The sequence below is a fragment of the Rhizobium sp. SG741 genome (assembly GCF_012275435.1).
Taxonomy (GTDB): Bacteria; Pseudomonadota; Alphaproteobacteria; order Rhizobiales; family Rhizobiaceae; genus Rhizobium; species Rhizobium lusitanum.
Genome location: NZ_JAAZQP010000007.1, coordinates 182,171 through 204,777 on the forward strand (window position 1 = coordinate 182,171; position 22,607 = coordinate 204,777).

22 protein-coding genes and 2 tRNA genes are annotated in these 22,607 nt (G+C 60.7%); 13 read left to right on the forward strand and 11 right to left on the reverse strand.

All coding sequences use genetic code 11. The features are described from left to right. The first annotated feature begins 3 nt into the window (after positions 1–3). Together FHT29_RS19315 and ppdK are read left to right on the forward strand one after the other, a co-directional pair. A complete protein-coding gene (locus FHT29_RS19315; protein ID WP_047560587.1) occupies positions 4–1,329 on the forward strand; it encodes a hemolysin family protein in 1,326 nt (441 codons plus the stop codon). A 208-nt stretch (positions 1,330–1,537) separates the two neighbouring features. Further along, positions 1,538–4,204: a pyruvate, phosphate dikinase gene (ppdK, locus tag FHT29_RS19320; RefSeq protein WP_037193504.1), complete on the forward strand. Its 2,667-nt coding sequence runs from the start codon at positions 1,538–1,540 to the stop codon at positions 4,202–4,204. Between the two features lie 128 nt (positions 4,205–4,332). On the opposite strand, the gene FHT29_RS19325 is transcribed toward ppdK, so the two are convergent. Beyond that, on the reverse strand, positions 4,333–4,614 hold the full coding sequence (locus FHT29_RS19325) for a hypothetical protein (protein ID WP_037193513.1): 282 nt from the start codon (positions 4,612–4,614) through the stop codon (positions 4,333–4,335). 93 nt (positions 4,615–4,707) lie between these two features. After that, positions 4,708–5,124, reverse strand: coding sequence for a hypothetical protein (locus FHT29_RS19330; RefSeq protein WP_037194340.1), 417 nt, complete (start codon positions 5,122–5,124; stop codon positions 4,708–4,710). 242 nt (positions 5,125–5,366) lie between these two features. On the opposite strand from FHT29_RS19330, the gene FHT29_RS19335 reads away from it, so the two are divergent. Then, positions 5,367–6,299 carry a DUF1499 domain-containing protein gene (locus FHT29_RS19335; RefSeq protein ID WP_037193515.1) on the forward strand — a complete coding sequence of 311 codons (933 nt, stop codon included), beginning with the start codon at positions 5,367–5,369 and terminating at the stop codon, positions 6,297–6,299. A 6-nt stretch (positions 6,300–6,305) separates the two neighbouring features. Here FHT29_RS19335 and FHT29_RS19340 read toward each other — a convergent pair whose 3' ends face one another. Together FHT29_RS19340 and FHT29_RS19345 are read right to left on the reverse strand one after the other, a co-directional pair. Then, entirely contained in the window at positions 6,306–7,214 is a 909-nt protein-coding gene (locus tag FHT29_RS19340; protein WP_037193517.1) for an MBL fold metallo-hydrolase, read from the reverse strand. Beyond that, the gene (locus FHT29_RS19345) at positions 7,211–7,513 is read right to left on the reverse strand and encodes a cupin domain-containing protein (RefSeq protein WP_037193520.1); all 303 of its coding nucleotides are present in this window, start codon (positions 7,511–7,513) and stop codon (positions 7,211–7,213) included. Before FHT29_RS19345 ends, FHT29_RS19340 begins: the two co-directional genes overlap by 4 nt. A gap of 156 nt (positions 7,514–7,669) precedes the next feature. On the opposite strand from FHT29_RS19345, the gene FHT29_RS19350 reads away from it, so the two are divergent. The 3 genes from FHT29_RS19350 to FHT29_RS19360 all read left to right on the forward strand — a co-directional run bounded on the left by FHT29_RS19350 (position 7,670) and on the right by FHT29_RS19360 (position 10,720). Next, positions 7,670–7,744: transfer RNA gene (locus tag FHT29_RS19350), tRNA-Gln, on the forward strand. A 178-nt stretch (positions 7,745–7,922) separates the two neighbouring features. After that, the gene (locus FHT29_RS19355; RefSeq protein ID WP_051963337.1) at positions 7,923–8,996 is read left to right on the forward strand and encodes a glycosyltransferase family 2 protein; all 1,074 of its coding nucleotides are present in this window, start codon (positions 7,923–7,925) and stop codon (positions 8,994–8,996) included. Further along, positions 8,996–10,720, forward strand: a complete 1,725-nt coding sequence (locus FHT29_RS19360; protein WP_052212547.1) for a hypothetical protein — start codon at positions 8,996–8,998, stop codon at positions 10,718–10,720. Before FHT29_RS19355 ends, FHT29_RS19360 begins: the two co-directional genes overlap by 1 nt. Positions 10,721–10,791: 71 nt before the next feature. Here FHT29_RS19360 and FHT29_RS19365 read toward each other — a convergent pair whose 3' ends face one another. Further along, positions 10,792–11,196, reverse strand: coding sequence for a hypothetical protein (locus FHT29_RS19365; protein ID WP_037193522.1), 405 nt, complete (start codon positions 11,194–11,196; stop codon positions 10,792–10,794). Between the two features lie 301 nt (positions 11,197–11,497). Between FHT29_RS19365 and FHT29_RS19370 the strand changes: the two genes are divergently transcribed. The 6 genes from FHT29_RS19370 (at position 11,498) to FHT29_RS19395 (ending at position 14,776) form a co-directional block, all read left to right on the forward strand. Then, a tRNA-Pro gene (locus tag FHT29_RS19370) sits at positions 11,498–11,574 on the forward strand. Between the two features lie 278 nt (positions 11,575–11,852). Continuing rightward, positions 11,853–12,671, forward strand: coding sequence for a pentapeptide repeat-containing protein (locus FHT29_RS19375; RefSeq protein WP_080760633.1), 819 nt, complete (start codon positions 11,853–11,855; stop codon positions 12,669–12,671). Positions 12,672–12,713: 42 nt separating this feature from the next. After that, positions 12,714–13,211: a GAF domain-containing protein gene (locus tag FHT29_RS19380; RefSeq protein ID WP_047560584.1), complete on the forward strand. Its 498-nt coding sequence runs from the start codon at positions 12,714–12,716 to the stop codon at positions 13,209–13,211. Positions 13,212–13,390: 179 nt separating this feature from the next. Beyond that, on the forward strand, positions 13,391–13,840 hold the full coding sequence (gene msrB, locus FHT29_RS19385; protein WP_047560738.1) for a peptide-methionine (R)-S-oxide reductase MsrB: 450 nt from the start codon (positions 13,391–13,393) through the stop codon (positions 13,838–13,840). After that, positions 13,837–14,364: a peptide-methionine (S)-S-oxide reductase MsrA gene (gene msrA / locus FHT29_RS19390; RefSeq protein WP_047560581.1), complete on the forward strand. Its 528-nt coding sequence runs from the start codon at positions 13,837–13,839 to the stop codon at positions 14,362–14,364. Before msrB ends, msrA begins: the two co-directional genes overlap by 4 nt. Further along, positions 14,333–14,776, forward strand: a complete 444-nt coding sequence (locus FHT29_RS19395; RefSeq protein ID WP_047560578.1) for a DUF6314 family protein — start codon at positions 14,333–14,335, stop codon at positions 14,774–14,776. Before msrA ends, FHT29_RS19395 begins: the two co-directional genes overlap by 32 nt. A 30-nt stretch (positions 14,777–14,806) precedes the next feature. On the opposite strand, the gene FHT29_RS19400 is transcribed toward FHT29_RS19395, so the two are convergent. The 4 genes from FHT29_RS19400 to FHT29_RS19415 all read right to left on the reverse strand — a co-directional run bounded on the left by FHT29_RS19400 (position 14,807) and on the right by FHT29_RS19415 (position 19,949). Continuing rightward, the gene (locus FHT29_RS19400) at positions 14,807–15,868 is read right to left on the reverse strand and encodes a 3-deoxy-7-phosphoheptulonate synthase (RefSeq protein ID WP_047560735.1); all 1,062 of its coding nucleotides are present in this window, start codon (positions 15,866–15,868) and stop codon (positions 14,807–14,809) included. 476 nt (positions 15,869–16,344) lie between these two features. Further along, the gene (locus FHT29_RS19405) at positions 16,345–17,406 is read right to left on the reverse strand and encodes a porin (protein ID WP_037193535.1); all 1,062 of its coding nucleotides are present in this window, start codon (positions 17,404–17,406) and stop codon (positions 16,345–16,347) included. Between the two features lie 436 nt (positions 17,407–17,842). Then, positions 17,843–18,373, reverse strand: a complete 531-nt coding sequence (locus FHT29_RS19410) for a hypothetical protein (RefSeq protein WP_246703056.1) — start codon at positions 18,371–18,373, stop codon at positions 17,843–17,845. A 13-nt stretch (positions 18,374–18,386) separates the two neighbouring features. Further along, positions 18,387–19,949 carry an MFS transporter gene (locus FHT29_RS19415; RefSeq protein WP_047560575.1) on the reverse strand — a complete coding sequence of 521 codons (1,563 nt, stop codon included), beginning with the start codon at positions 19,947–19,949 and terminating at the stop codon, positions 18,387–18,389. Between the two features lie 179 nt (positions 19,950–20,128). Here FHT29_RS19415 and FHT29_RS19420 point away from each other — a divergent pair, with 179 nt between their 5' ends. Continuing rightward, positions 20,129–21,052, forward strand: coding sequence for a LysR family transcriptional regulator (locus FHT29_RS19420; protein ID WP_047560571.1), 924 nt, complete (start codon positions 20,129–20,131; stop codon positions 21,050–21,052). A 310-nt stretch (positions 21,053–21,362) separates the two neighbouring features. On the opposite strand, the gene FHT29_RS19425 is transcribed toward FHT29_RS19420, so the two are convergent. Both FHT29_RS19425 and FHT29_RS19430 read right to left on the reverse strand, forming a co-directional pair. Continuing rightward, a complete protein-coding gene (locus FHT29_RS19425; protein WP_168600041.1) occupies positions 21,363–21,941 on the reverse strand; it encodes a flavodoxin family protein in 579 nt (192 codons plus the stop codon). A 189-nt stretch (positions 21,942–22,130) separates the two neighbouring features. Further along, on the reverse strand, positions 22,131–22,493 hold the full coding sequence (locus FHT29_RS19430) for a DoxX family protein (RefSeq protein ID WP_168600042.1): 363 nt from the start codon (positions 22,491–22,493) through the stop codon (positions 22,131–22,133). Positions 22,494–22,607: the final 114 nt, after the last annotated feature.

Genomic DNA, 22,607 nt, shown 5'->3' on the forward strand with positions numbered 1-22,607 from the left:
AGCATGTCTGGATCTGGTGGCGGTATTTTCGATTTCTTCGGAATACTCGCCGTGCTGCTGCTCGTTGCCGCCAACGGTTTTTTCGTCGCGGCGGAGTTTTCTCTCGTTTCCGTTCGTCGCAGTCGCGTGACGGAGCTGGTTGCCGAAGGGCGGATGAACGCCAAGTCGCTGCAGAAGGCGGTCGACAATCTCGACGCCAATCTGGCGGCCACGCAGCTCGGCATCACTATTTCCTCGCTCGCCCTCGGTTGGGTCGGTGAGCCGGCGCTCGCCCATCTTCTGGAGCCGCTTCTCGATTTCCTTCCCGGAGCATGGGCCGCGGCCAGCTCGCATGCGATCGCCGTCGTCATTTCCTTCGTCATCATCACCGCGCTCCACATCGTGCTCGGCGAACTCGCTCCGAAGAGCCTGGCATTGCAGCGCAGCGAGGATACGGCCCTCGGCGTGGTGCGGCCGCTCGGCCTTTTCCTCTTCCTGCTGCGTCCCGCGATCACCGTCCTCAACGGCCTTGGCAATCTGGTCCTGCGTCTCTTCGGGCTGCGGCCTGGGACTGGCGAGGGCTCGCTGCATTCGCCCGCCGAGATCAAGCTTTTGATCGCCGAAAGTCAGGAAGCCGGCTTGTTGGAGCCAGCCCAACAGGATCTGGTCGAACGCATCTTCAACATCGGCAATCGCGATGTCTCCAACATCATGACGCCGCGGCTGGAGGTTGATTGGATCGATGCCGACGATACGCCGGAGGAAATGCAGAAAGCCATCCGAGAAAGCCGTTTCGAGCAGCTTCTGGTCGCCCGCGGCTCGATCGACGAGCCCATCGGCATGATCCTGAAGAAGGATCTTCTCGATCAGCTGCTGAACGGCGAGCCGCTGAACCCGATGGCCGTCATCCGCCAGCCGCTGGTCGTGCATGAGGCGACGGCGGTGTTCAAGGTGCTCGAAAGCTTCAAGCGCGCACCCGTGCGCCTCGCCATGGTCATCGACGAATATGGCAGCCTGGAGGGCATCGTCACGCAGACCGACCTCCTGGAAGCGATCGCCGGCGATCTGCCCGATATGGATAACGAGACGCCCGATGTTGTCGAGCGCGCCGACGGCTCATTGCTGATGGAGGGCATGATGCCGGTCTATGATGCCTTTGCGAGGCTCGGTCTGCGCGAGGGCGAGGAAGACGTCACATTCCATACGCTCGCGGGCTTTGCTCTTTACCAGTTCGGCCACCTGCCCGATGTCGGCGAAAGCTTCACCTTCGGCGGCTGGCATTTCGAAATCGTCGATCTCGATGGAATGCGGATCGACAAGATTCTGGCGCGGCGGGAGGCGGGGGCTTAAACGCCGGCCGACGGCAGCGACGAAATACCGCTTGCCCACTCTCTCCCTGTCTTTTGGAATGGCCGGAAGACCTCCGATTTCAGTCAATCGATTGAAATCGGGAGCCTGCGGGTCATATTTATTGTGCAGCGCAACATTTTGCCGCATTTGTCGATTTTCATTTGCCGCTCAATGAATTAAGTTCAACCCTAGGAGTTGGACGGGGACAATGACGAAGTGGGTCTATACATTCGGCGGCGGCAAAGCCGAGGGAGGCGCCGGAGACTTTGAGAGGCTCGGCGGCAAGGGTGCCAATCTTGCCGAAATGTGCAGCCTCGGCCTGCCGGTTCCCCCTGGCCTAACGATCATCAGCGAGGCCTGCTCTTTCTACTACAAGAATGGCCGTAATATTTCCGATGAGCTGAAGCCACAGGTCATGCAGGGCCTGAAGCAGATGGAAACCATCACGGGGCGCAAGTTCGGCGATACCGAGCGGCCGCTGTTGGTCTCCGTTCGCTCGGGTGGTCGCGCCTCCATGCCCGGCATGATGGATACCGTCCTCAATCTCGGTCTCAACGATGCCACGGTGCAGGCTCTCGGCCACGATGCCGGCGACGCGCGTTTCGCCTGGGACAGCTATCGCCGCTTCATCCAGATGTATGCCGATGTCGTCATGGGACTCGACAACGAGGTCTTCGAAGAGATCTTGGAAGATGAGAAGGCCCGTTTCGGTCACGAGTTCGATACCGATCTTTCCGCCGTCGAATGGCAGCACGTGGTCTCCATCTACAAGACCGTCATCGAGGAGGAGCTCGGTGTGGCCTTCCCGCAGGATCCGGAGGTCCAGCTCTGGGGCGCCGTCAGCGCCGTCTTTTCCAGCTGGATGAACCCGCGCGCCGTCACCTATCGCCATTTGCACAATATTCCCGAGGCCTGGGGCACGGCCGTCAACATCCAGGCGATGGTGTTCGGCAACCTCGGCAATGCCTCCGCGACCGGGGTGGCCTTCACCCGCAATCCGTCGACCGGGGAAAAGGAGCTTTACGGCGAATTCCTCGTCAACGCGCAGGGAGAGGATGTCGTCGCCGGCATCCGCACGCCGCAGAGCATCACCGAAGCCGCCCGCATCGCTTCCGGCTACGACCGGCCGTCGATGGAAAAGGTGATGCCGGAGGCGTTCGCCGAATTCCGCCGCATCTGCGCGCAGTTGGAGGCGCATTACCGCGACGTCCAGGATCTGGAGTTCACCATCGAACGCGGCAAGCTCTGGATGCTGCAGACCCGAGCGGGCAAGCGCACCACCAAGGCGGCAATGAAGATAGCCGTCGATATGGTCGGGGAGGGGTTGATCACGGAAGACGAAGCCGTCACGCGCATCGATCCGACGACGCTCGATCAGCTTTTGCATCCGACCATCGACCCGCGCGTCCGTCGTGAGGTCATCGGGTCCGGTCTGCCCGCCTCACCGGGCGCGGCCACCGGCGAGATCGTCTTCACGGCCGAGGAGGCGATCATCGCCGAAGAGGAAGGCCGAAAGGCTATTCTCGTGCGGATCGAAACAAGCCCGGAAGACATTCACGGCATGCATGCCGCCGAAGCGATCCTCACCACGCGCGGCGGCATGACCAGCCACGCCGCCGTGGTCGCCCGCGGCATGGGCATTCCGTGTGTCGTCGGCGCCGGCACCATGCGCATCGATATGCGCAATGAAAAGCTGATCGGCATCGGCGTCACGTTGAAGAAGGGCGACATCATCACCATCGATGGATCCACCGGCCAGGTGCTGAAAGGCGAGGTGCCGATGATCCAGCCGGAATTGTCCGGTGATTTCGGGCTCATCATGGCTTGGGCCGACCGGTCGCGGCGCATGACGGTGCGCACCAATGCAGACACGCCGGCCGATGCCCGTGCGGCGCGCTCGTTCGGCGCCGAAGGCATTGGTCTTTGCCGCACCGAGCACATGTTTTTCGAGGGAGACCGCATCCATGTGATGCGCGAGATGATCCTTGCCGAAGACGAGGCGGGGCGCCGCGCTGCCCTCGCCAAGCTGATGCCGATGCAGCGGCTCGATTTCACTGGCCTGTTCACCATCATGCATGGCCTGCCGGTGACCATCCGCCTGCTCGATCCGCCGCTGCATGAGTTCCTGCCGAAGACGGACGAGGAAATTGCCGAGGTTGCCGGCAGTATGGGCATGGAGCCGGCTATTCTGCGCCAGCGCGTCGATGCCTTGCACGAGTTCAACCCCATGCTCGGCCATCGTGGTTGCCGGCTGGCGATTTCCTATCCCGAGATCGTCGAGATGCAGGCGCGAGCCATCTTCGAGGCGGCGGTTCTGGCGGCGCGCGAGACGGGTGCCCCGGTCGTGCCCGAGATCATGGTGCCGCTCGTCGGCCTGCGCTCGGAGCTGGACTACGTCAAGGCGCGGATCGACGAGGTGGCCCGCGCCGTCATGTCGGAAGCCATGATGAAGATCGATTATCTCGTCGGCACGATGATCGAGCTGCCGCGCGCGGCGCTGCGCGCCCATATCATCGCCGAGGCTGCCGAGTTCTTCTCCTTCGGCACGAACGACCTGACTCAGACCACCTTCGGCATGTCGCGCGACGATGCCGCCGCCTTCATCCCGACCTATCAGCGCAAGGGCATCATCGAGCACGATCCGTTCATATCGCTCGATTTCGACGGGGTAGGGGAACTTATCCGCATCGCCGCCGAGCGCGGCCGCCGCACGCGCAATGACATGAAGCTCGGCATCTGCGGCGAGCATGGGGGCGATCCAGCCTCCATCCATTTCTGCGAGGATATCGGGCTGGACTATGTGTCCTGCTCACCCTTCCGCGTGCCGATCGCGCGGCTTGCGGCAGCACAGGCGGCGATCAAGGGGCGAGCCTGATTTTCTGGAGCATTTCCAGGAAAAGTGCGCAGCAGTTTTCCGTCCGGAATGCGTAAAAACAAGAAGATAGATCGTTTTCGCGATTCGGAGAAAAGCGGAAATGCGCTGATGGCGGAACGCCGCGCCGCTCAGCGGCGCCAATAGCCGCGGTTATGGTAATATCCCGGTCCGCCGACCACGATTGTCGGTCCCCAGAAGAAATCATCATTGCTTTCCATGAAGGCACGCTGGTCCGCGCGTCTGCTAAGATCCTGATTCATCAGGCAGTTGGCGAAATTTTCCGAGCCGCGCCGAAAACCGTAGCTGCCGCATCTGGCTTCGTCCGCCGCGCGAATCTCCTCCGCCGTCTGGCAGGAAGAGAGCACGAACGTCATGGCGAGAAGGGAGAGTACGGGAGCGACGATACGCATGACCTGATGTCCTCAACGCAAATATGCAGACGCGAATTATAGCGCCGCGCGGTGCCGCGCGAAAGGCCTATCATCGGTTGCCGGCGCAAATGCTCAGGCAGCTTCTCTCGGCTTTTTCGGCAGCCGCTGCAGCAGATCGACGAAGGCATCGGCGAAACGCAGCAGATGCTCGGTTTCCTCATCGGGTTGCAGCAGGCGGATTTCCGCGCCGTCTTCATCGAGAGCCGCAAAGAGGGTGCGCATCGCCGCGTCTCCTTCGGGAATCCTGATGACAGCCAACCTGCGGCAATCCGGAATCAGCCCCGCGGCGGGAAGATCGAACAGAAAGTCGCCGCTCACGGTCGAAGCTGCGCTTCGTACGGCCGCGCAGAAGGAGGCCTCGCCACCGGAAAAACCTTCGAGCGAAAGTTCAAGCTCGAGAAGTTCGAGCGGCAATGTCGGCTCGGCTGCATCGGCCGCGGCAATGGTCGCTCCCGGCAGCGGCTTGGCCGCGATGTCTTTGGAAAGCATCGGTTCCATCTCATCAAGTCCTTTCACAGCCTCGATAAAACACTGGAAGAATGGCCTTTTTTTGGAATTTAAGCAAGCGCTCACATTTTTGTTCTAGCCGTTACTGGCTTCAGCTCTGACAGGACATTGCTCGTCGACGCCATGACATTCGATTTATTTTCGCTGTTTCTTGTTCTAAACATAGATCGCTTTCCGGGATTCGGTGCATCCGGCTTCCGATCCGACGCGCCGATGAGCCCTTGATGACCATTCGCTTCGACCGTCCCGTTTCACATGCCGCCCGCGCCGGGCGTTTGATCGCGTCCTTTGCGCTGGTGCTTTGCGGGGTGACCTTGATCGGTCATCGTTTCGGACCGTTGGAAACGCCTTATTTCGTGCTGCTGCTGTTGATCTCCGCCGGCTGTGCCGCCCTGGCGGTGCTGCTTGCGATGCTCGGCCTTGTCCAACTCTGGCAGAGCGCCGCCATCGGCGGCGTCTCAGCCGTCAAGGCACTCATCTATGCCACCTTGCCCTTGGCTATCGTCGGTTACGGCGCCGAGCGCTATTGGACCCGGCCCCCGATCTACGAGATATCGACCGATCTCAGCGACCCGCCGGAATGGCTGGCGACGCCGGATGCCAGGCAGATCTGGCTGCCGGCACGCCATCTGGTGACGCAGCAGGAGCGCGATGCGCAATCTGAAGCCTATCCGGCCCTGATCAGCCGCCGCTACGAAGGGGCCACCGACCGGGTATTGGAGGCGGTGCGCAAGGTTGCGAGGGACAGTCATATCACCATCGTCAAGGCCGATGGCGCCGATGTCGCCGACCCGAACGGCAATGCGAAGCCGAGGCACCGCACCCGCCCGCAGAACACCGGCCCGGCACAGGACGACAGCACAGTGGGTGACGTGCCCGATATCGTTCCGGTGCCGAAGCCGCGCCCCCTTCGGGATGGCGTGGCCGATCTGATCCGTCAGAACACGGACGTTGTTCTGCAGGGGGCGACCCGCACCCGCATTTTCGGTCTCCCATGCGATGTGCTGATCCGTCTTCGCGAGGAGGCCGAGACGACGCTCGTCGATATCCGCGTTTCCTCCCGCTACGGCCAGAATGATCTCGGCGTCAGCGCCGATATGGCGGACGGCTTTCTGAAGGCGCTGGATGCGGAGCTGCTCGGGATCGCCGGAGGCTGACGCGGCTCAGGCGGGTCTATACGCTCCAGTGAGCGCCGGCGGCCCGTCGGTTTCCACCCGGCCTTTTTCCACGAGATCCTCGAGATGCGCCAGCACCGAAAGCGCCGCCGCGCCGTGGAGACGCGCGTCCGTATCGCGATAGATGGCTTTCACCATGTCGGGGATCAGCCGGTCGCCGGCCTTGATGCGCTCCAGTACGGCGCGTTCGCGCATGCGGCGATGGGTTCTCAAGCCGCGCATGAAAGAAGCGGGTTCCCTCACTGGGCCACCATGGCCGGGCAGAAACAGGCGATCTTCTCGAACAAGCAGCCGCTCGAGCGAGGCCATGTAATCGGCCATCGAACCGTCCGGCGGCGCGACGATCGACGTCGCCCAGGCCATGACATGATCGGCCGAAAAGAGGATGCCGCTGCCATCAAGCGCAAAACAGGCATGATTGGCCGTATGGCCGGGTGTCAGCAGCGCGGTCAGCTGCCAGCCGTCTCCCGAGACGCTTTCGCCGTCAGCAAGCACGATGTCCGGCCGGAACTCCATATCGGAGCTTTCGGCGAAAGGATTGACCTCGCCCTGATAGAGCGGCCGCGCGGCGCGATGTGGCCCTTCGCCGACCGTGAGCGCCCCCGTCGCCTCTTTCAGCCGCCTTGCGAGCGGCGAGTGATCGCGATGGGTGTGGCTGACGAAGATATGCGTGACCTCGCGCCCCTTCAGTGCCGTCATCAAACCGGCAAAATGCTCCTCGTTCTCCGGTCCGGGATCGATGACCGCCACGGACGAGCCGCCGACGATGTAGCTGTTGGTGCCATGAAAGGTGAAGGCGCTGGGATTGTTGACCGTCATCCGCTCGATGCCGGGCGCAACGGGAACAGCGCGGCCATAGGCTGGCTTGAAAGCAAGGTCGAAGTCGGGCGTGCTCATGATTGCTTATATTCGATTTCGATAAAGGACATCGGCTCGGGGCCGGCATTGACCACATTATGCTCGACGCCGGCCTCGCGCCGGTAGGCGGCACCCTTGGCCATATCGACGCGCCGATTGCCGCCCGGCTCTTCCAGAAGAAACCGGCAATCCGTCATCGGCACCACGACATAGCCGAGGCCATGCACATGATGACCGGTATCGGCGCCCGGCTCGAAATCCCAGCGGGTGATGCGCACGACAGCATCGTCGAGAAGCACGGTCGGGACAGCCGGCGGGCGGGCGCGAAACTGGCTCATCGGATCTCCTGATTGGATTGCAGTGCGGCAAGACCTATCATAGCGACCCGAGAAGCGCACAGAAATATGCATCCACGCGCAACTTAGTGATTGTGGCCGGATGCGACCTTTGCTAATCAGACGCCGATTTGGCTGAGTTGCGGCCACTTCCTCTGTTGGGGCGTCGCCAAGCGGTAAGGCACCGGTTTTTGGTACCGGCATTCCCAGGTTCGAATCCTGGCGCCCCAGCCACATATCTGTGGGTCCGTTCCGGCTATTGTCTTGTAGAACGCAAGGGCAGTCTTTCTTTAACTTACGAAGGAAATTCGCTCGAGAAATCCCAGTATCCGCTCCCCTTTATTCCCAGCGCTTAAATATTGTTTGACCATTTTCAGACACTCTCATCGCCATCATCTCGATACAGGCGATCATGAACCAGACCTCCCCCAAATTACTGCTCTCCATCGTTGCCCCCTGCCACAATGAGGAGGAGGGGCTGAAGGAGTTTTGCCGGCGGACGGTGGCGACGGCGCGGGGTGCGGTCGGTGAAGCCTTCGAGGTCATATTGGTGGATGATGGTTCCACCGACTGCACCTGGGAGATCATCGCCTCGCTTGCGCGGGAGACGCCGCAGGTGCTCGGCGTGCGCCTGATGCGCAATCATGGTCACCAGCTTGCCGCCACCGCAGGCCTTGCCGCCTCGCGGGGCGAGCGGGTGCTGCTCATCGATGCCGATCTCCAGGATCCTCCGGAACTGTTGCTGATGATGATGCCGATCATGGATCGGGGCGCGGATGTCGTCTATGGCCAGCGCGTGCGCCGGCAGGGGGAGAGCTGGTTCAAGCTCACCTCCGCCTCGCTCTTTTATCGCCTGCTGTCGCGGCTCGCCTCGGTTACGATCCCGCGCGATGTCGGTGATTTCAGGCTGATGAGCCGCCGGGTGGTCGATATCCTGCTGTCGATGCCGGAGCGCGATCGCTTCATTCGCGGCATGGTGAGCTGGATCGGCGGGCGGCAGGTGGCGCTGCCCTATGAGCGCGATGCGCGTTTCGCCGGCACGACCAAATATCCGCTGCGCAAGATGATCAATTTCGCGATCGACGCCATCACCAGCTTCTCCACCGTGCCCTTGCGGATCAGCACGTGGCTCGGCCTTGCGAGCGCCGGTTGCGCGGCCTTGCTGTTGCTCTACACGCTCGCGCGCTGGATTGCGGGCGAGACGATCGTCGGCTGGTCGAGCATCATGGCGGCGATCACCGCCTTCAGCGCCATCCAGCTTATCTGCATCGGCATCATCGGCGAATATGTCGGCCGGCTGGTGCAGGAGAACAAGAGACGCCCGATGTTCATGATCGAAAGCCTCGTGCAGGGCAATCGATCGCTTGATATCCCCGGCGATTTTTCCGAGATGGATACAGCGACCAAACGCCGTGCGCTGGAGCAAGCTTTGGGTGGACCGGGTGAGGCGGGCAACGGCGCGGCGCAGGTCAGGGCAGTCCGCTGATGTCCCACCAGTCCGCCAATTCGTCATGGGGCGGGGCGACGGCCGCGGCTCCGGCGCGGACCACTGTTGAGGCGGATGCCCTCGTTGTCAGGCAAAGGCCCGATGTCGTCATCGCTGCCTTCGTGGTGGCAGTGGCCATCTTCGTCGCCATTTTCAAATTCCCGCCGATCCTCGACTATCCCAACCACCATGCGCGCATGTGGCTGCTTGCCGGCGGCATCGATACACCGCCGTTTCAGCAGATCTATGCGATCGATTGGAACAGGAGCTTCACCAATGTCGGCATCGATCTCATGGCCTATTGGCTGGGACCGCTGATCGGTGTTTCGTTGCTGGCGCGCAGCCTGCTTTTCCTAGCGATCGTGCTGCCGCCGCTCGGAGCGATTGCTTTGCACAGGCGCTTGTTTGGCGGCGGCTACTATTGGCAGATCGCCATTCTTTATTTCGCCTGGTGCGCAACGCTGATCGGCGGCTTCATCAATTTCCAGATTGGGCTCGGCATGGCACTGTTCTTCGCAACAGCCGATCATGCCCTGCAATCGCGAAACCGGGCCGTGCTGTTTGTCTTTCGCCTGCTGGCTGGCCTGCTGCTCACCACCATGCATATCTTTTCGCTCGGCTTCTATATGGCGCTCGTCTGCGGGCTCGAGTTTTCGCCCACCATGGCGGCGATGAAGTCATTTCGCGATTTCATGCGCTTATGCGGCAGGCTGGCGATGGCGGTGCTGGCCTGCGCCTTGCCGGCGATCTGTCTTTTCCTCTACCAGCCGGTGCTGCCCGATGCCGGCAACGGCAATCTCGGCGCGTCCTGGAATGATTCCCTGGTTCTGATCCTGGCCAACCTGATGTCGGCGTTCTGGAGCTATACGGTCCTGGTGGACATGCTGTTCCTGATCCCGCTGATCCTCGTCTGCACCAATGCTGTGCGGACACGCCGGCTGCAGCTGCATGCGGGGCTTGCGGTCACGGCAACCGGTCTGCTGCTGTTCGCCTGCCTCTCGCCGCGCCATCTATTGGCTACTGGCTGGATCAGCTGGCGCTTCCCGATCATGGCGGCGCTGGCGGCCATGGTGATGGTATGTCCCTTGCCTCGCCTGTCGCGCCGGCAGGCCCTGCTTGTCGTCGCCATGCTTTCAGCGGTTGCGCTTGGCAGGACCGCCTGGATCGGTTTCAACTGGTGGCAGGGCGAGGCCGAGGTCGCAGATGTTCGCACCGTGCTTGCCGCGGTACCGGAGGGCGCGGCGATCCTGCCTGTCATGCGGCAGCAAAAGAGTGCGCCGCATGTCGTCGACCATCGTTACTTTGCGTGGAATCAGGACACGTTCCGGCATTTGCCGACGCTTGCTATCCCTTATGCGCATAGCTTCGTGCCGACGGTCTTTACCGCCAAGGGCAAGCAGCCATTGACCGTCCTGCCGCCCTGGAGCGATATCGCTGTGCCGGAAGGCAATCTCCTCTCCGTTGGCCTGCTCGATTGCCCCGATGAGATCGGCACCGTCAGCAGCTTTGCGCCCTATCTCGTCAATTGGCGGCAGCGCTTCGACTTCATTCTGCTGGTCAATGCCGATGTCGAGGATCGTTTTGACGGCACGATCCCGAGCGGCGTGGGGCTTGCCGCGGAAACGCCCTTTGCCAAGCTCTATGCTATCGACAAGGCCTTCGTGCCGCCTGCGGGTGCGGTGCCGCCGAAGAGCTGCGCCGAGTTCGCCGCGGCAAATGACTGAGGCCGCATCAAGTCAAACAGGCGGCTCCTTCGAGCCGCCCGTCGAATTGGTTTCCCGATAAAGTCCCTGTTTCAGCTCGCCTTTTCCGGCGGAGCCAGAAGTTCGGCGCAATAGGACGAGCCGCTGACGCCCGGCTGGTCGCCGAGGATGTGGACCGAGCGGATGACATAGCTCTGATTGGTGACGATATCGGCCTTGCAGCTGAGATAGCGCTTGCCGCCCTTCTTGCCATCCTTGGTCGCGATCGTGATCGTCTTGTAGCCGCCGCGCCACGTATAGACGCGATTGCCGCTTTCGTCGCGGTCGGAGAGCGGCGGACCGTAGGCCGCGAAGAAGCGTCCAGCGGACTGGCCTTCCCAGCGATCCTGAACGGGGTTGCTCGCCATCAGCGGCAGGCCTGTTGTCGTTGCTGTCGTGGTGCTGCAACCGGCTAGCGCCAGCAACAGTCCCGCCGCGGTGATCATGCGGATATTCATCGTGTCGTCCTTGAGCTTCTGTCACGCATTCGGTCGCGGAAAGGCCGCTGTCCCACGACGTTTCCACCTGTCCCGCCTAGGGCTTTAGCGCCAAAGCCGGCAAAAGAAAATTCCCATCCGCGTGTACAAGTGGGATTTTAGTCAATCTGTTGCGTCTTTTGCACGCCGGCCCTTCCAGCGCCTGTTTCCTGCCGATTTTCTAGGCAGCGGCCCTGTAATCTTTTCGTCAAAAATCAAACGGTTTTTTGAGATTGGTGCTTGTGCATCAAAAATGGCTGGTCTATAGAAGCGCCGCTGGTCACGGAGTGTAGCGCAGTCTGGTAGCGCACCACGTTCGGGACGTGGGGGTCGAGTGTTCGAATCACTCCACTCCGACCAGCTTAAAACACTGATCTTTCTCCCGAAAAATCCACCCAAAGCAGTCATCAGAGCGGCGTTGTACTACGGCGAAGCTGGCCATACCCTTGGAGGTTCGTTGAGTTGCCTTCAAGGCTGTGCGCGCCGTTATCGCGCGCCACGGACACCCAGACCGCGTTCAAGATCTGCTTTTGCAAAACCGGCTCTTTTTGTCGCCCAAAGCACCATATACAAAGGAGGCGTGCATGCACCCGACTCGACCGTCGGACGGCTTGCGGGCGCAGAAGCGGAGTGACGGGATGAGTCTTGTTGAAAGGGTGGCTGGGTTGGCCGGAGAGGGACTTGCGTGGCGGCGGCAGCGCTATGGCGCGTGGTCTCGCGACGCTATCGGACAAAAGCTGGGGATTGCAACCGGCGTCGGTGTGTTGGCTCTAGGTGCCGCATTTCTCCTTGCTTCAGGCGGAGATCCCGCGCGCGCCGCTGATTGCGGCAATGTCGCAGCGCCCGGTCTCGACTGGAGCGGATGCAGCAAGACCAATATCATGTTGCCAAGCAGCGATCTGCACGGCGCCAATCTTGCCGGCGCTCACTTCGACAGCACGGATCTGAGCGACGCCAATCTGACCTCCGCCAATCTTGAAAAGGCGACGCTGGTGCGCGCATGGTTGAAGACAGTCCTTGCCGACGGGGCGAATTTTTCAAGGATCGAGGCCTATCGCTCCGACTTCAGCAACGCCTCTGCCAATGGCGCATCTTTTGCCAATGCCGAGCTGCAACGGGCAGAATTCGGCGGCGCTAAGCTTGCCAATGCGGATTTCCAGAAGGCCGAGCTCGGCCGCGCCGATTTCGACAAGGCGGTCCTGTCAGGCGTGAATTTCTCCTTTGCCAATCTCTCCCGTGCGACGCTGGCCGGCGCGGTGATGCAGGGGCCGGTCTCCTTCGGCGGGGCCTTCATGTACCTGACCCGCATCGAAGGTCTTGATCTGACGGCTGCCACTGGCCTCCAGCAGGCGCAGATCAATCTGGCTTGCGGCGACAATACGACGAAGCTGCCCTCCTGGCTGCAGGCGCCCTCCGTCTGGCCATGCCCGCCGGACGATCCGGATGACAAGGACTGACGCTGGTCCTGAGAGAAGAGATCCTTAAGAAGGCAGTGTGCGATGTTTGCAGAGAAGACGATTGAGCACGACAGCAAGCCCGAATTCTATCGCGAGCTTGCCGGCCAGCTGCAAGCCTTGCTTGATGGCGAGGCGGATTCGATTGCCAATGCAGCCAATACATCCGCGCTGATCTTCCAGATGTTGCCCGATGTGAATTGGGCCGGCTTCTATTTCCTGCGGTCGGGTAGCGAGCTTGTGCTGGGGCCGTTCCAGGGCAAGCCGGCTTGCGTTCGCATAGCCGTCGGCCGCGGCGTCTGCGGAACGGCGGTCGAGAAGGCACAGTCGATCCTCGTGGAAGATGTTCATGCTTTTCCCGGTCATATCGCCTGCGACGCGGCCTCGCGCTCGGAGCTGGTGGTGCCGTTGGTCCGCAATGGAAAGGTTTTCGGCGTCATCGATCTCGATAGTCCGGTTGCCGGCCGCTTCGATCGCGATGATCAGGCCGGCATCGAGGCGCTTGCCGCAATCTACACCGCCTCTTGCCAAACGGGCGATTGAGCGCCGACACCGTGGAGTGTCACGCGCTCGTGATCGATATGGCAAATTGAACCAGCGATACCTATATCTCGCCTCGCAACCACTCCCATAACGCTGATCGAGCTTGATATCCGCCAACCCGCTTCCTTTCGCTGGTCCCGGTCAAGTTTGAAATGCGTGCCAAGGGCAAGGAGAACAACATGGGCAATTATAGCAAGACAGCAGAATCGATAGCCAAGCTTACCCCTGAGCAATATCGCGTGACGCAGCAAGGCGGCACGGAGCGCCCCGGTACGGGCGAACTTCTCTACAACAAGCAGTCGGGCATCTATGTCGACATCGTATCGGGGGAGCCACTGTTTGCCTCTTCCGACAAATTCGATTCTGGCTGCGGCTGGCCGAGCTTCACCAAGCCGATCGAACCAGCCAATGTCAGCGAGCTGACCGATATCTCGCACGGCATGGTGCGCACCGAAGTGCGCTCGGCGCACGGCGACAGCCACCTGGGCCATGTTTTCCCGGACGGGCCGCAGGACCGTGGCGGCCTGCGCTATTGCATCAATTCCGCCTCCCTCCGCTTCGTGCCGCGTGACCGCATGGAAGCCGAGGGGTATGGTGCCTATATCGATCAAGTGGAGGATGTAAGATGACTACGGAGCGTGCAGTTCTCGCCGGCGGTTGTTTCTGGGGCATGCAGGATCTCATCCGTCGTTACAACGGCGTCATCTCGACGCGCGTTGGCTACAGCGGCGGCGATGTCCGCAATGCCACCTATCGCAACCATGGTTCGCATGCCGAAGCGATCGAGATCGTTTTCGATCCGCAGAAGATCAGCTACCGTGACCTTCTGGAATTCTTCTTCCAGATCCACGATCCGAGCACCCGTAATCGCCAGGGCAATGATGTCGGCATGAGCTACCGCTCGGCGATTTTCTACACGAGCGAGGAGCAGAAGCGGGTCGCTCTGGACACGATCGCTGATGTCGGCGCCTCCGGCCTGTGGCCGGGCAAAGTCGTCACCGAGGTAGCGCCGGTCAGCGATTTCTGGGAAGCGGAACCGGAACACCAGGATTATCTGGAGCGCTATCCGAACGGCTATACCTGCCACTTCGTCAGGCCCGGCTGGAAGCTTCCGGTCCGGCATGCCGACGCAGCGCAGCGCGCGGCGTCCTGACGCGGGGAACAGCTCAATCGGACGGCTGAAACCCTATCTCGGCACATGGGATGTGAGGCGCCGGATCATCGACCGCCTCAATCGTTCGCTGGTAACATTCGAAGGGCAGGCTTTTGTGACGCCTGTCCAGTTCGAAGAACATGGCGACACGCACAGCGATCACGCGACGCTCAGAAGCAGCCGCGCGTATCGGCTTGACGATGCGGTTGAAGATCTCGTCGTCCGCTTTCCCGATCTTGCCGAATTCATCCGTATCGGTGACGGCGCGTCACAGCATGTCGTTCATCATTGCGGCCCCGATCTTTACCGGGGCCGTTTTTTCTTTCGAGGGCCGGACGCCTGGGCCGAGATGTGGCACGTGCGCGGGCCTCGGAAGCATTATCTCAGCCTCGCGCACTATCGACGCGCTTAATCAAAGCCGCCTGTTCTGGTTGGGCTTGCCTTATCGGGCAAGCCGCCGCCTTGCCTGCGCCGCTTGCGCCAGATCCTCCAATGTGCGGATGGAGGTCTGCCAGTCAATGCAGCCGTCGGTGATGCTCTGGCCATAGACCAGCGGCTTGCCGGGAACGAGATCCTGGCGGCCGGCGATGAGGTTGCTCTCCATCATCATGCCCTTGATGCGCCGGTCGCCGGCCGATATCTGCTCCGCCACGGCGCTGACCACCACCGGCTGGTTTTCCGGGTTCTTGCTGCTGTTGGCATGGCTGGCATCGATGATGATCCGCGGCTCGAGCCCGGCTTTCAATGCCAGTTCCGATACGGCCTGCACGTTGGTCGCATCGTAATTCGGCTCTTTGCCGCCGCGCAGGATGAGGTGGCAATCCTCGTTGCCGCGTGTCGAGGCGATCGCCGCCAGACCTTCCTTGGTCACGGCCGGGAAATGATGCGGCTGCGAAGCCGCTACGATGGCGTCGAGCGCGATCCGCACATCGCCATTCGTCCCGTTCTTGAAACCGACAGGGCAGGAGAGACCGGACGCCAATTGCCGATGCACCTGGCTCTCGGTCGTCCTCGCACCGATCGCGCCCCAGCTTACGAGATCGGAGATATATTGCGGCGTAATCGTATCGAGATATTCGCAACCGGCCGGCAGACCGATTTCGTTGACATCGACCAGAAGTTTCCGCGCGATGCGCAGGCCTTCCTCGATGCGGTAGCTGCCGTCAAGATGCGGGTCGTTGATCAAACCCTTCCATCCGACGGTGGTCCGAGGCTTCTCGAAATAGACCCGCATGATGATCTCGAGATCGTCGACGAAACGGTCGCGCTGTTCCTTCAGCCATGCCGCATATTCACGCGCGGCATCCGGATCGTGGATGGAGCAGGGGCCAATGACCACGATCAGCCGGTCGACCTCATCGCGCAGGATGTTATGGACAGCGTTGCGCGCCTCGGTGACGGTTGTCGTCACCGCTTCGTCGCGGGGGATCTCATCTATGATGCGAGAGGGCGGCGTGAGCGCCGTGATCTCGACAATGCGCAAATCATCAGTGGAATTCAGCACGGTATCGGTTCCTTGTAAGATCATACCGCGGCGACAAAAAAAAAGCCGCCAGGTAGACTAGCGGCTGTTCGGGTCTTTGGTGTCGCGTCAGTGTTAACTACGCACAGGCCCGCCTCCGCTGAAAGCAGCGGTACGAATAAAATCGCGAGGCGTATACGCAGATGATCGACATGAGTTGTCTCTACGACAAAAAATGCTTGATGTCGATGATGTTGATGCGGGCAAAATGAAGGAGATTGGCTGCGGCGCCGCCATTCCATCTTACTGACAGATCCGGTCTTCAGCGCCTATTTGCGGATCGTCTGTCTGGGTGAGATATTCTACAATTCTCTACGGATGCCGCTGTTGTTCGTTTGAGAGGCACGGACCCCAAAATTTAACCCCTGCCTCGGAAGGACCGGCCCGACTTCGCTGGAAGTCGGACCAGTCCCCATCCGATCAGGGGTCAAGTCAGATCAGATCTCGAAAACGAGGTCTTAGAAGCTACGCTGGAAGCGCAGAACGCCAGCCCACTGGTCCTGATTGATGGAGTCCCAATTGGTGTAGGAAACTTCCGGCTGAACCAGGAGGTTCTTGACCGGGTTCCAACGAAGGTTGGCGGTCGCAGCGAAGATCTTCGAGTCGGTGTAGGCAACCTGAGCGTTGGCCTGAAGCTTGGCGTCGATCGGAACGGTGACGCCGCCCCAAACAGCCCAGTCACCCCAGCCGATGGTCTTGGCCGGGCCAGCGCCGTTCGAGCTTGCGTACTTGTTCAGCTTGTCGCCGTCGGTGTTCCAGCCGCCCATGACGAAGGCCTTGAAGACGCCGAAGTCGGCATCGGCGCGGGCCTTGATGGCACCTTCTTCGACGATCGAGTCGTAGCCGCCAACAACCTTGAAGCCAAAGTTGCCAACCTTGTAGCCGGCACCGGCAACAACGTCGGGAGCGTAGTGGTCGGAGCTGTCTTCGCCGTTGACGCCCTTGGCGCCCGAACCGGAGTTGCTGTCTTCGACCGAGATCACAGCCGTGAAGCCGTTGCCTGCGTCGTAGTTGTAGGTCAACTGGTTCAGTTCGTACGGACCGTCATAAACAACGTCGTCGTTGATGACGTTGCCGGCGTAACCGATGTAGGAGTTGTACTGCGAGTCGGCCTTACCAATGGTGAAGCCACCGAGGCTGATATTGGCGAACAGCAGCTTGGTGGTTGTCGAACCGCCATCCTGCCAGTCGAAACGATAGACGGTGTTGGTCTTCAGCGGACCGTATTCGGTGTCCGATGCGGTATCGACGCTCAGCTGAGCGCGGGTGTGCCACAGCGTGCCGTAACGGTCAGCCGGGTTGTAAGCGTTGTACCACTTGCCTTCGGTACGAACCATACCGCCGACCTTCAGGCAGGTTTCCGTGCCCGGGATGAAGAAATAACCAGCGCCGTACGCGTCGCAGATGCGGACGTATTCGAGCGGTTCCGGCTCAGCGGCGACGACAGCGTCGGCTGCCTGAGCGCCAGAAACTACTGCCAGAGCAGCAGCGGAGCCGAGAAGAAGGCTCTTGATGTTCATAAAAACTCCAATCCAATATAGATTGGGCACAGGCTGTCGCGTCGAAAAATCGACGTGCCTTGACCCTATCCCTGTTTAAAAACCCCGACTCGGGAGAAACGGGCCCCACCCGCTTCTGTTCGCTATTAAAGACGAATTCCTGTAAAGTTATATGATATATTTTTCTCGGAATGACTTTTTCGTGAATTTTAAATTCCAGTTGCAGGAAAGCAACATCTGCAAATACAAATAGTAAGTGCGCCATAATATTGGCTACGCAATAGTCATTCTTAAGAATAGATCGCTGAAAAGGACGGCCTCGGCTGTCGTTCGAATGGCTCAGCGGAGTGGCAGAGGCGGCTGGAGAGGCCGAGCCGACATGCGCTCAGGCGAGGGCAAAAGCCAAGCATGCCTGCGCCGCTGTCAAGCTGGCGTGAGGAGGCAGGCGCCGGTTTGCTCAGTACGACACGGTTCGTTTCGAAGCCGGAGATATCAGCTTGCTGAGCGCCGCGCCGATCATGATGCCCCAAAGACCGCTGATCATGCCGATGATGATATCAAGGGATGAACCGGAGTCCCCGCTCGCCAGGAAATGCGAAAGCCAAAGTGCCAACACGCTGCCGATCATCAAGAGGCAGGTGAAGGATGGCGACTGCGGGTAGGCCAGTCGCGCAAGCATGCCGGCCACGCAAAGCGCGCCGGCACGAAATAGGTCGAAGGGATTGCCAAACGCGGCTTGCCAATTGAGATGCGCAAAGGTCACAGCGATGAGCGCCGCGATATAGGTCCATGCGATAATCTTAAAAAACCGGTCTGATATCATTGGGATATGATATAGCAGCGGCACATTTAAACTCCAGTCTTCTGCCATTCCAAAGGCTGCGATCGATGCGATGCGGCGCGCACAATTTATGTGGCGGCGAAACATTCCGTTGCGTTGTGGCAAAGATTTCTGCGTTCTTTGGCCTTCGATTTGCCTTGCTGGCATGCCTCTCGCCGGCTTATGCCTCCGACGCCGTCAGAGCCTCGTCGTCGTCGGGCACCTGGTTCGCGGCTTCGCTGGTGTCGCTCGACGATCCTCGTCCGAGGGAAGAGAAGACGACGATCGCGGTGATGGCGGTGATCGCGGTCAGGAGCCAAAGCAGTGCGCTGAAGGCATCACTATAACCGTGGATCAGTGCGGCTTGTCCGATCGCAGGTGCGTTCGCTGCCGCGGCGGAAAGATCGCCGGTGACGAGCCGTTGCGCCGTGGTGGCCGCGTGCTCGCCCGCCGATGTGCCGAGATTGGACTGTATGAAGGCGCTCAAAACAGCGCTGACGACGGCAAGGGCGACACCTTCGCCGGCGACGCGGGTGGTGCTGAAGATACCGGTCGCCATGCCGGCGCGTTCCTTCGGAACGACGCTGACGGCCAGCCCGTCCATCAGGCCCCAGGGCAGGCTGATGCCGGCGCCGATCGTCAGCAGCGGGCCGATCAGCGCCGACGACGCCGAACCGGCAGCGAAATGGCTGAGCCAGAAGAGACCCACAGCCGAAATGACAAGGCCGGCACCGCAGATCGCGGCGGCACTGAACCAGCGCGTCAAAAGGCCGGCGGCGATCGGTAGGATGAGAAGCGGCGCCGAAAGGGCGATCATCATTCGGCCGGCGGCAATCTCGCTCATGCCTTCGATGCCGACGAAGCGCACCGGCAGCAGGATCAGCAGCACGACGAAGGCATAGGCCGGCGCTGCCGCCAGCAATTGCACGCCGACGAAACGCAGATAGCGAAACAAGCTGAGATCCAGCATCGGCCGCTTCACGCTACGTTCGATAATACCGAAGGCCAGGAGGAGCAATGCGGCGCCGGCTAGCAAGATAATGACAATCGGGTCGCTCCAGCCGGTTTCCGGCGCGCGCAGCACGCCATAGGTGAAGAGCGTGAGGGCAAGCGTGAAGCTCAGCGCTCCCGGCCAGTCGAGCCCGGCCGCATCCGGATCGCGGGATTCGCGCAGAAAGCGCGCACCGAGGCCGAGCGCGAATAGAGCCAGTATAACGACGAGGAGGAAGATAGAGGGCCAGCCGAACGCATCGATCATCAGGCCGGAGGCAATCGGCCCGAAAGCCAGACCGACGCCGAAGCTTGAGCCGACGATGCTGAAGGCCCGCATGCGTGCCGTGCCATCGAATTCCTGGGCAAGGGATGCCATGCCGCCCGAAAAAGCGGCGGCGGCGCCGAGGCCCTGCAGGGCTCTCAATATGTCGAACCAGACGATGTTGCCGGCAAAGGCCAGTCCGGCCGAAAACAGCGCGAAACATCCCACTCCAGTCAGGAAGATGCGCCGGCGGCCAAAACTGTCGGCAAGTGCGCCGGCCGCCATCAGGCAACTGCCGAAGGTCAGCATGAAGGCATTGGTCACCCAGTTGAGGGCGATCGGGCTGCCGCCGAGCGTGCGGCCGATGGCCGGCAAGGCAACGGCCGGGCCGGTGAAGGTCAGGGGCATCGCCGCTGCGGCGCAGCAGACTGCGACGAGGACGAAGAGTTTTTCGGTCGCAGTTGCGACCTTTGTCTTGCTGAGGGTCATCGGGATTTCCGTTGGGTTTGAGCAAGGGCGAGCCCACGGGCGGCTTGGGAACGATGAAGGCTTGAACGCCTTCGCCCATGGGCTTCAAATGACCGGATGAAGATAGTTTTGCTGTAATCGGATGATAATAAGGCTATAACTCCATATATACCGGAAAAAAACGCTTGAATGAGGTGCGCATGGATCGCTTGAGCGGTTTGAATGCTTTCGTCCGGACGGCGGATCTCGGCAGCTTTGCCGCTGCCGGTCGCGTGCTTGGCCTTTCGGCCTCAGCGGTCGGCAAGGCGGTCAGCAATCTGGAGCGGCAGCTTGGCGTTCGGCTGCTGCAGCGCTCCACTCGCAGCATCCGCTTGACCGAGGAGGGGCGCCTCTTTCATGAGCGCTGCCGACGCGTGCTCGACGATCTCGACGACGCGCAGGCCTCGCTCGCGCAGGCGGTGGCGGTGCCGCGTGGGCGGCTGCGTGTCAGCGTTCCCATCGTCAGCTACCATTTCCTGCTGCCGGTCGTGCCGGAATTCGTGGCCCGCTATCCCGATGTCGAACTCGACATCGATTTCAACGACCGGATCGTCGATATGATCGAGGAGGGGGTCGATGTGGCGATCCGCAGTGGCGATCTGCCGGATTCGCGTCTGATGTCACGCACCTTGCGGCCGTTTCAGATGCTGCTTTGCGCGGCCCCCAGCTATCTGGAGCGCCACGGCGTTCCCGATTGCCCGCGCGCGCTCAATGAGCATGTGGCGGTGCGGTTTCGCTTTCCGAACAGCGGCAAGCTGCAGGATTGGCCCCTGACCTTGCCGGAGGGCGAGCCAGAACTGCGCATGCGAACGGCTTTTTCCTGCAATAATATGGAAGCCGTGCGCGGTGCCACCGTCGCCGGCCTTGGCATCGGATGCATGCCGGATTTCCTCGCGCGCAGTCCGCTTGCGGAAGGAAAGTTGCGAACTGTTCTCGATGATTTCATCAATGAGCCCGGCCATTTCCATGTGCTCTGGCCCTCGAGCCGTCATTTGTCGCCCAAGGTCCGCGTCTTCGTCGATTTTGTCGGCGAGCGGCTCTTTGCAAAGAGCTGCGAAGTCTTGCCCGCTGCTCTCAAAGCATGAATCAAGGCCTATCCGGGCCAATCTTCAACGGCAATGCAAAATTGCGGAATGAGATAGCAACTGTGTCTGGCGGCAACTTCGCGCCAACAGCGGATTTTGCAAAGGTGCTGATGCACGCGGCATGCTTGGCGATTAGGCAGAGCTCAATATGGCGGCGTAGCCGGGCGAGCAGAGCGAGTGACTTCCGTTTATGTCGTGTTTGTTGACGCGATTGCACCGCTGCGTCGCGGGTCGGTCGGTGATGCTGAAAACGACTGCTCTGCTCGCCAGATTCATCTGCCTTTCATATGCCGGGAGTTAGGACACGGCCTCAGGCGTCCTGAGCCAACGCGAACCGCCGTGCGACTCGTGCCACGCGCTCGCCGTAAGTGCGGGCAGTCTCCAGATCGCCGACCGACATTTCGTTCGGGGCTGCGTCGGCATCGGACTGCGCCATGGGCGCGATATACGATCCCATCCTGTTTGCATCGTCTCGCGTCGACGCCTTCACGTTCGCTGGCTTTATCCCCAGGCTGACCCACAGTCCCCCATGCTGTCCTGCCAGAAGAACGAAGTATTCAAGCGTGTTGAGTTTGTCGCCGTTCAGGCTGGCGCTGTTGGTGAAGCCCCCGAAAACCTTGTCCTGCCATTTATTGGTGAACCAGGCCTTCGAGGAAGTGTCCGCGAACTTCTTAAACTGCCAGCTCGGGCCACCCATGTAGGTTGGCGATCCGAAGATGATGGCATCGGCGGCATCCAACGCGGCCCATCCGTCATCGGAGAGGTTGCCGTCTGCATCGATGGCGTAAAGCACTCCGCCCGCACCTTCCGCGACGGCTTCCGCCATCCGCTGGGTGTGGCCGTAGCCGGAATGATAGACGACGACTGTGCTTGCTGTACGATTTGACATGCTGGTTTTGGCCTCCTTCGGGCCGTTGCTTTGCGCTGTCCGGAAGCGAGTTCGCTCCGTCTGGCGTCTTCTTCGAGATGGATTGATGACGGGAGTTCGGACGACACCCGATGCCGCGGCGATGGAGACCGTTATCCAGCCGGTTACGCGCTGGTTCTCATGGTACCGCCTCTGCTTGCCGCAAGATGCTCAGGCGAGGCCGCTGAGACCGGCCAGTATCAGCAGTAGTAGGAACAGCATTGGCGGCGGGAGTTCCCGATAGTTCCGGATACGGACAACGGACGCGATTGCGGCGAGCATGATGCAGGCACCCAATCCGACCCCGATGTAGCGGGTGCCGGCTGTGATCAACAACAACGCGGCTACAAGCTCGAGAGCGGACGTTACCCAACACCACCAGAATGGGAATCCAAGTTGCACGAAACCCGCGCGGATTTTCGGGTGACCGCTCGCGTTGACGATAGCGCCAACGAGGAACGCCGCGGCGGCCAGCCAGACGAGGACGTTTTCGAGGACCGTTGCGCCCGTGAAAGTTTGAATTGGAAGATTCATTGATTTTCTCTTCGATGATGAATCATGCCGCTCTAGATATTCTAGCAATAGAATATATTCTAGCATAGCTAGTTTGTCAATCGCTGCTCTTTTTGATAGCCTTGGCCTTACAAA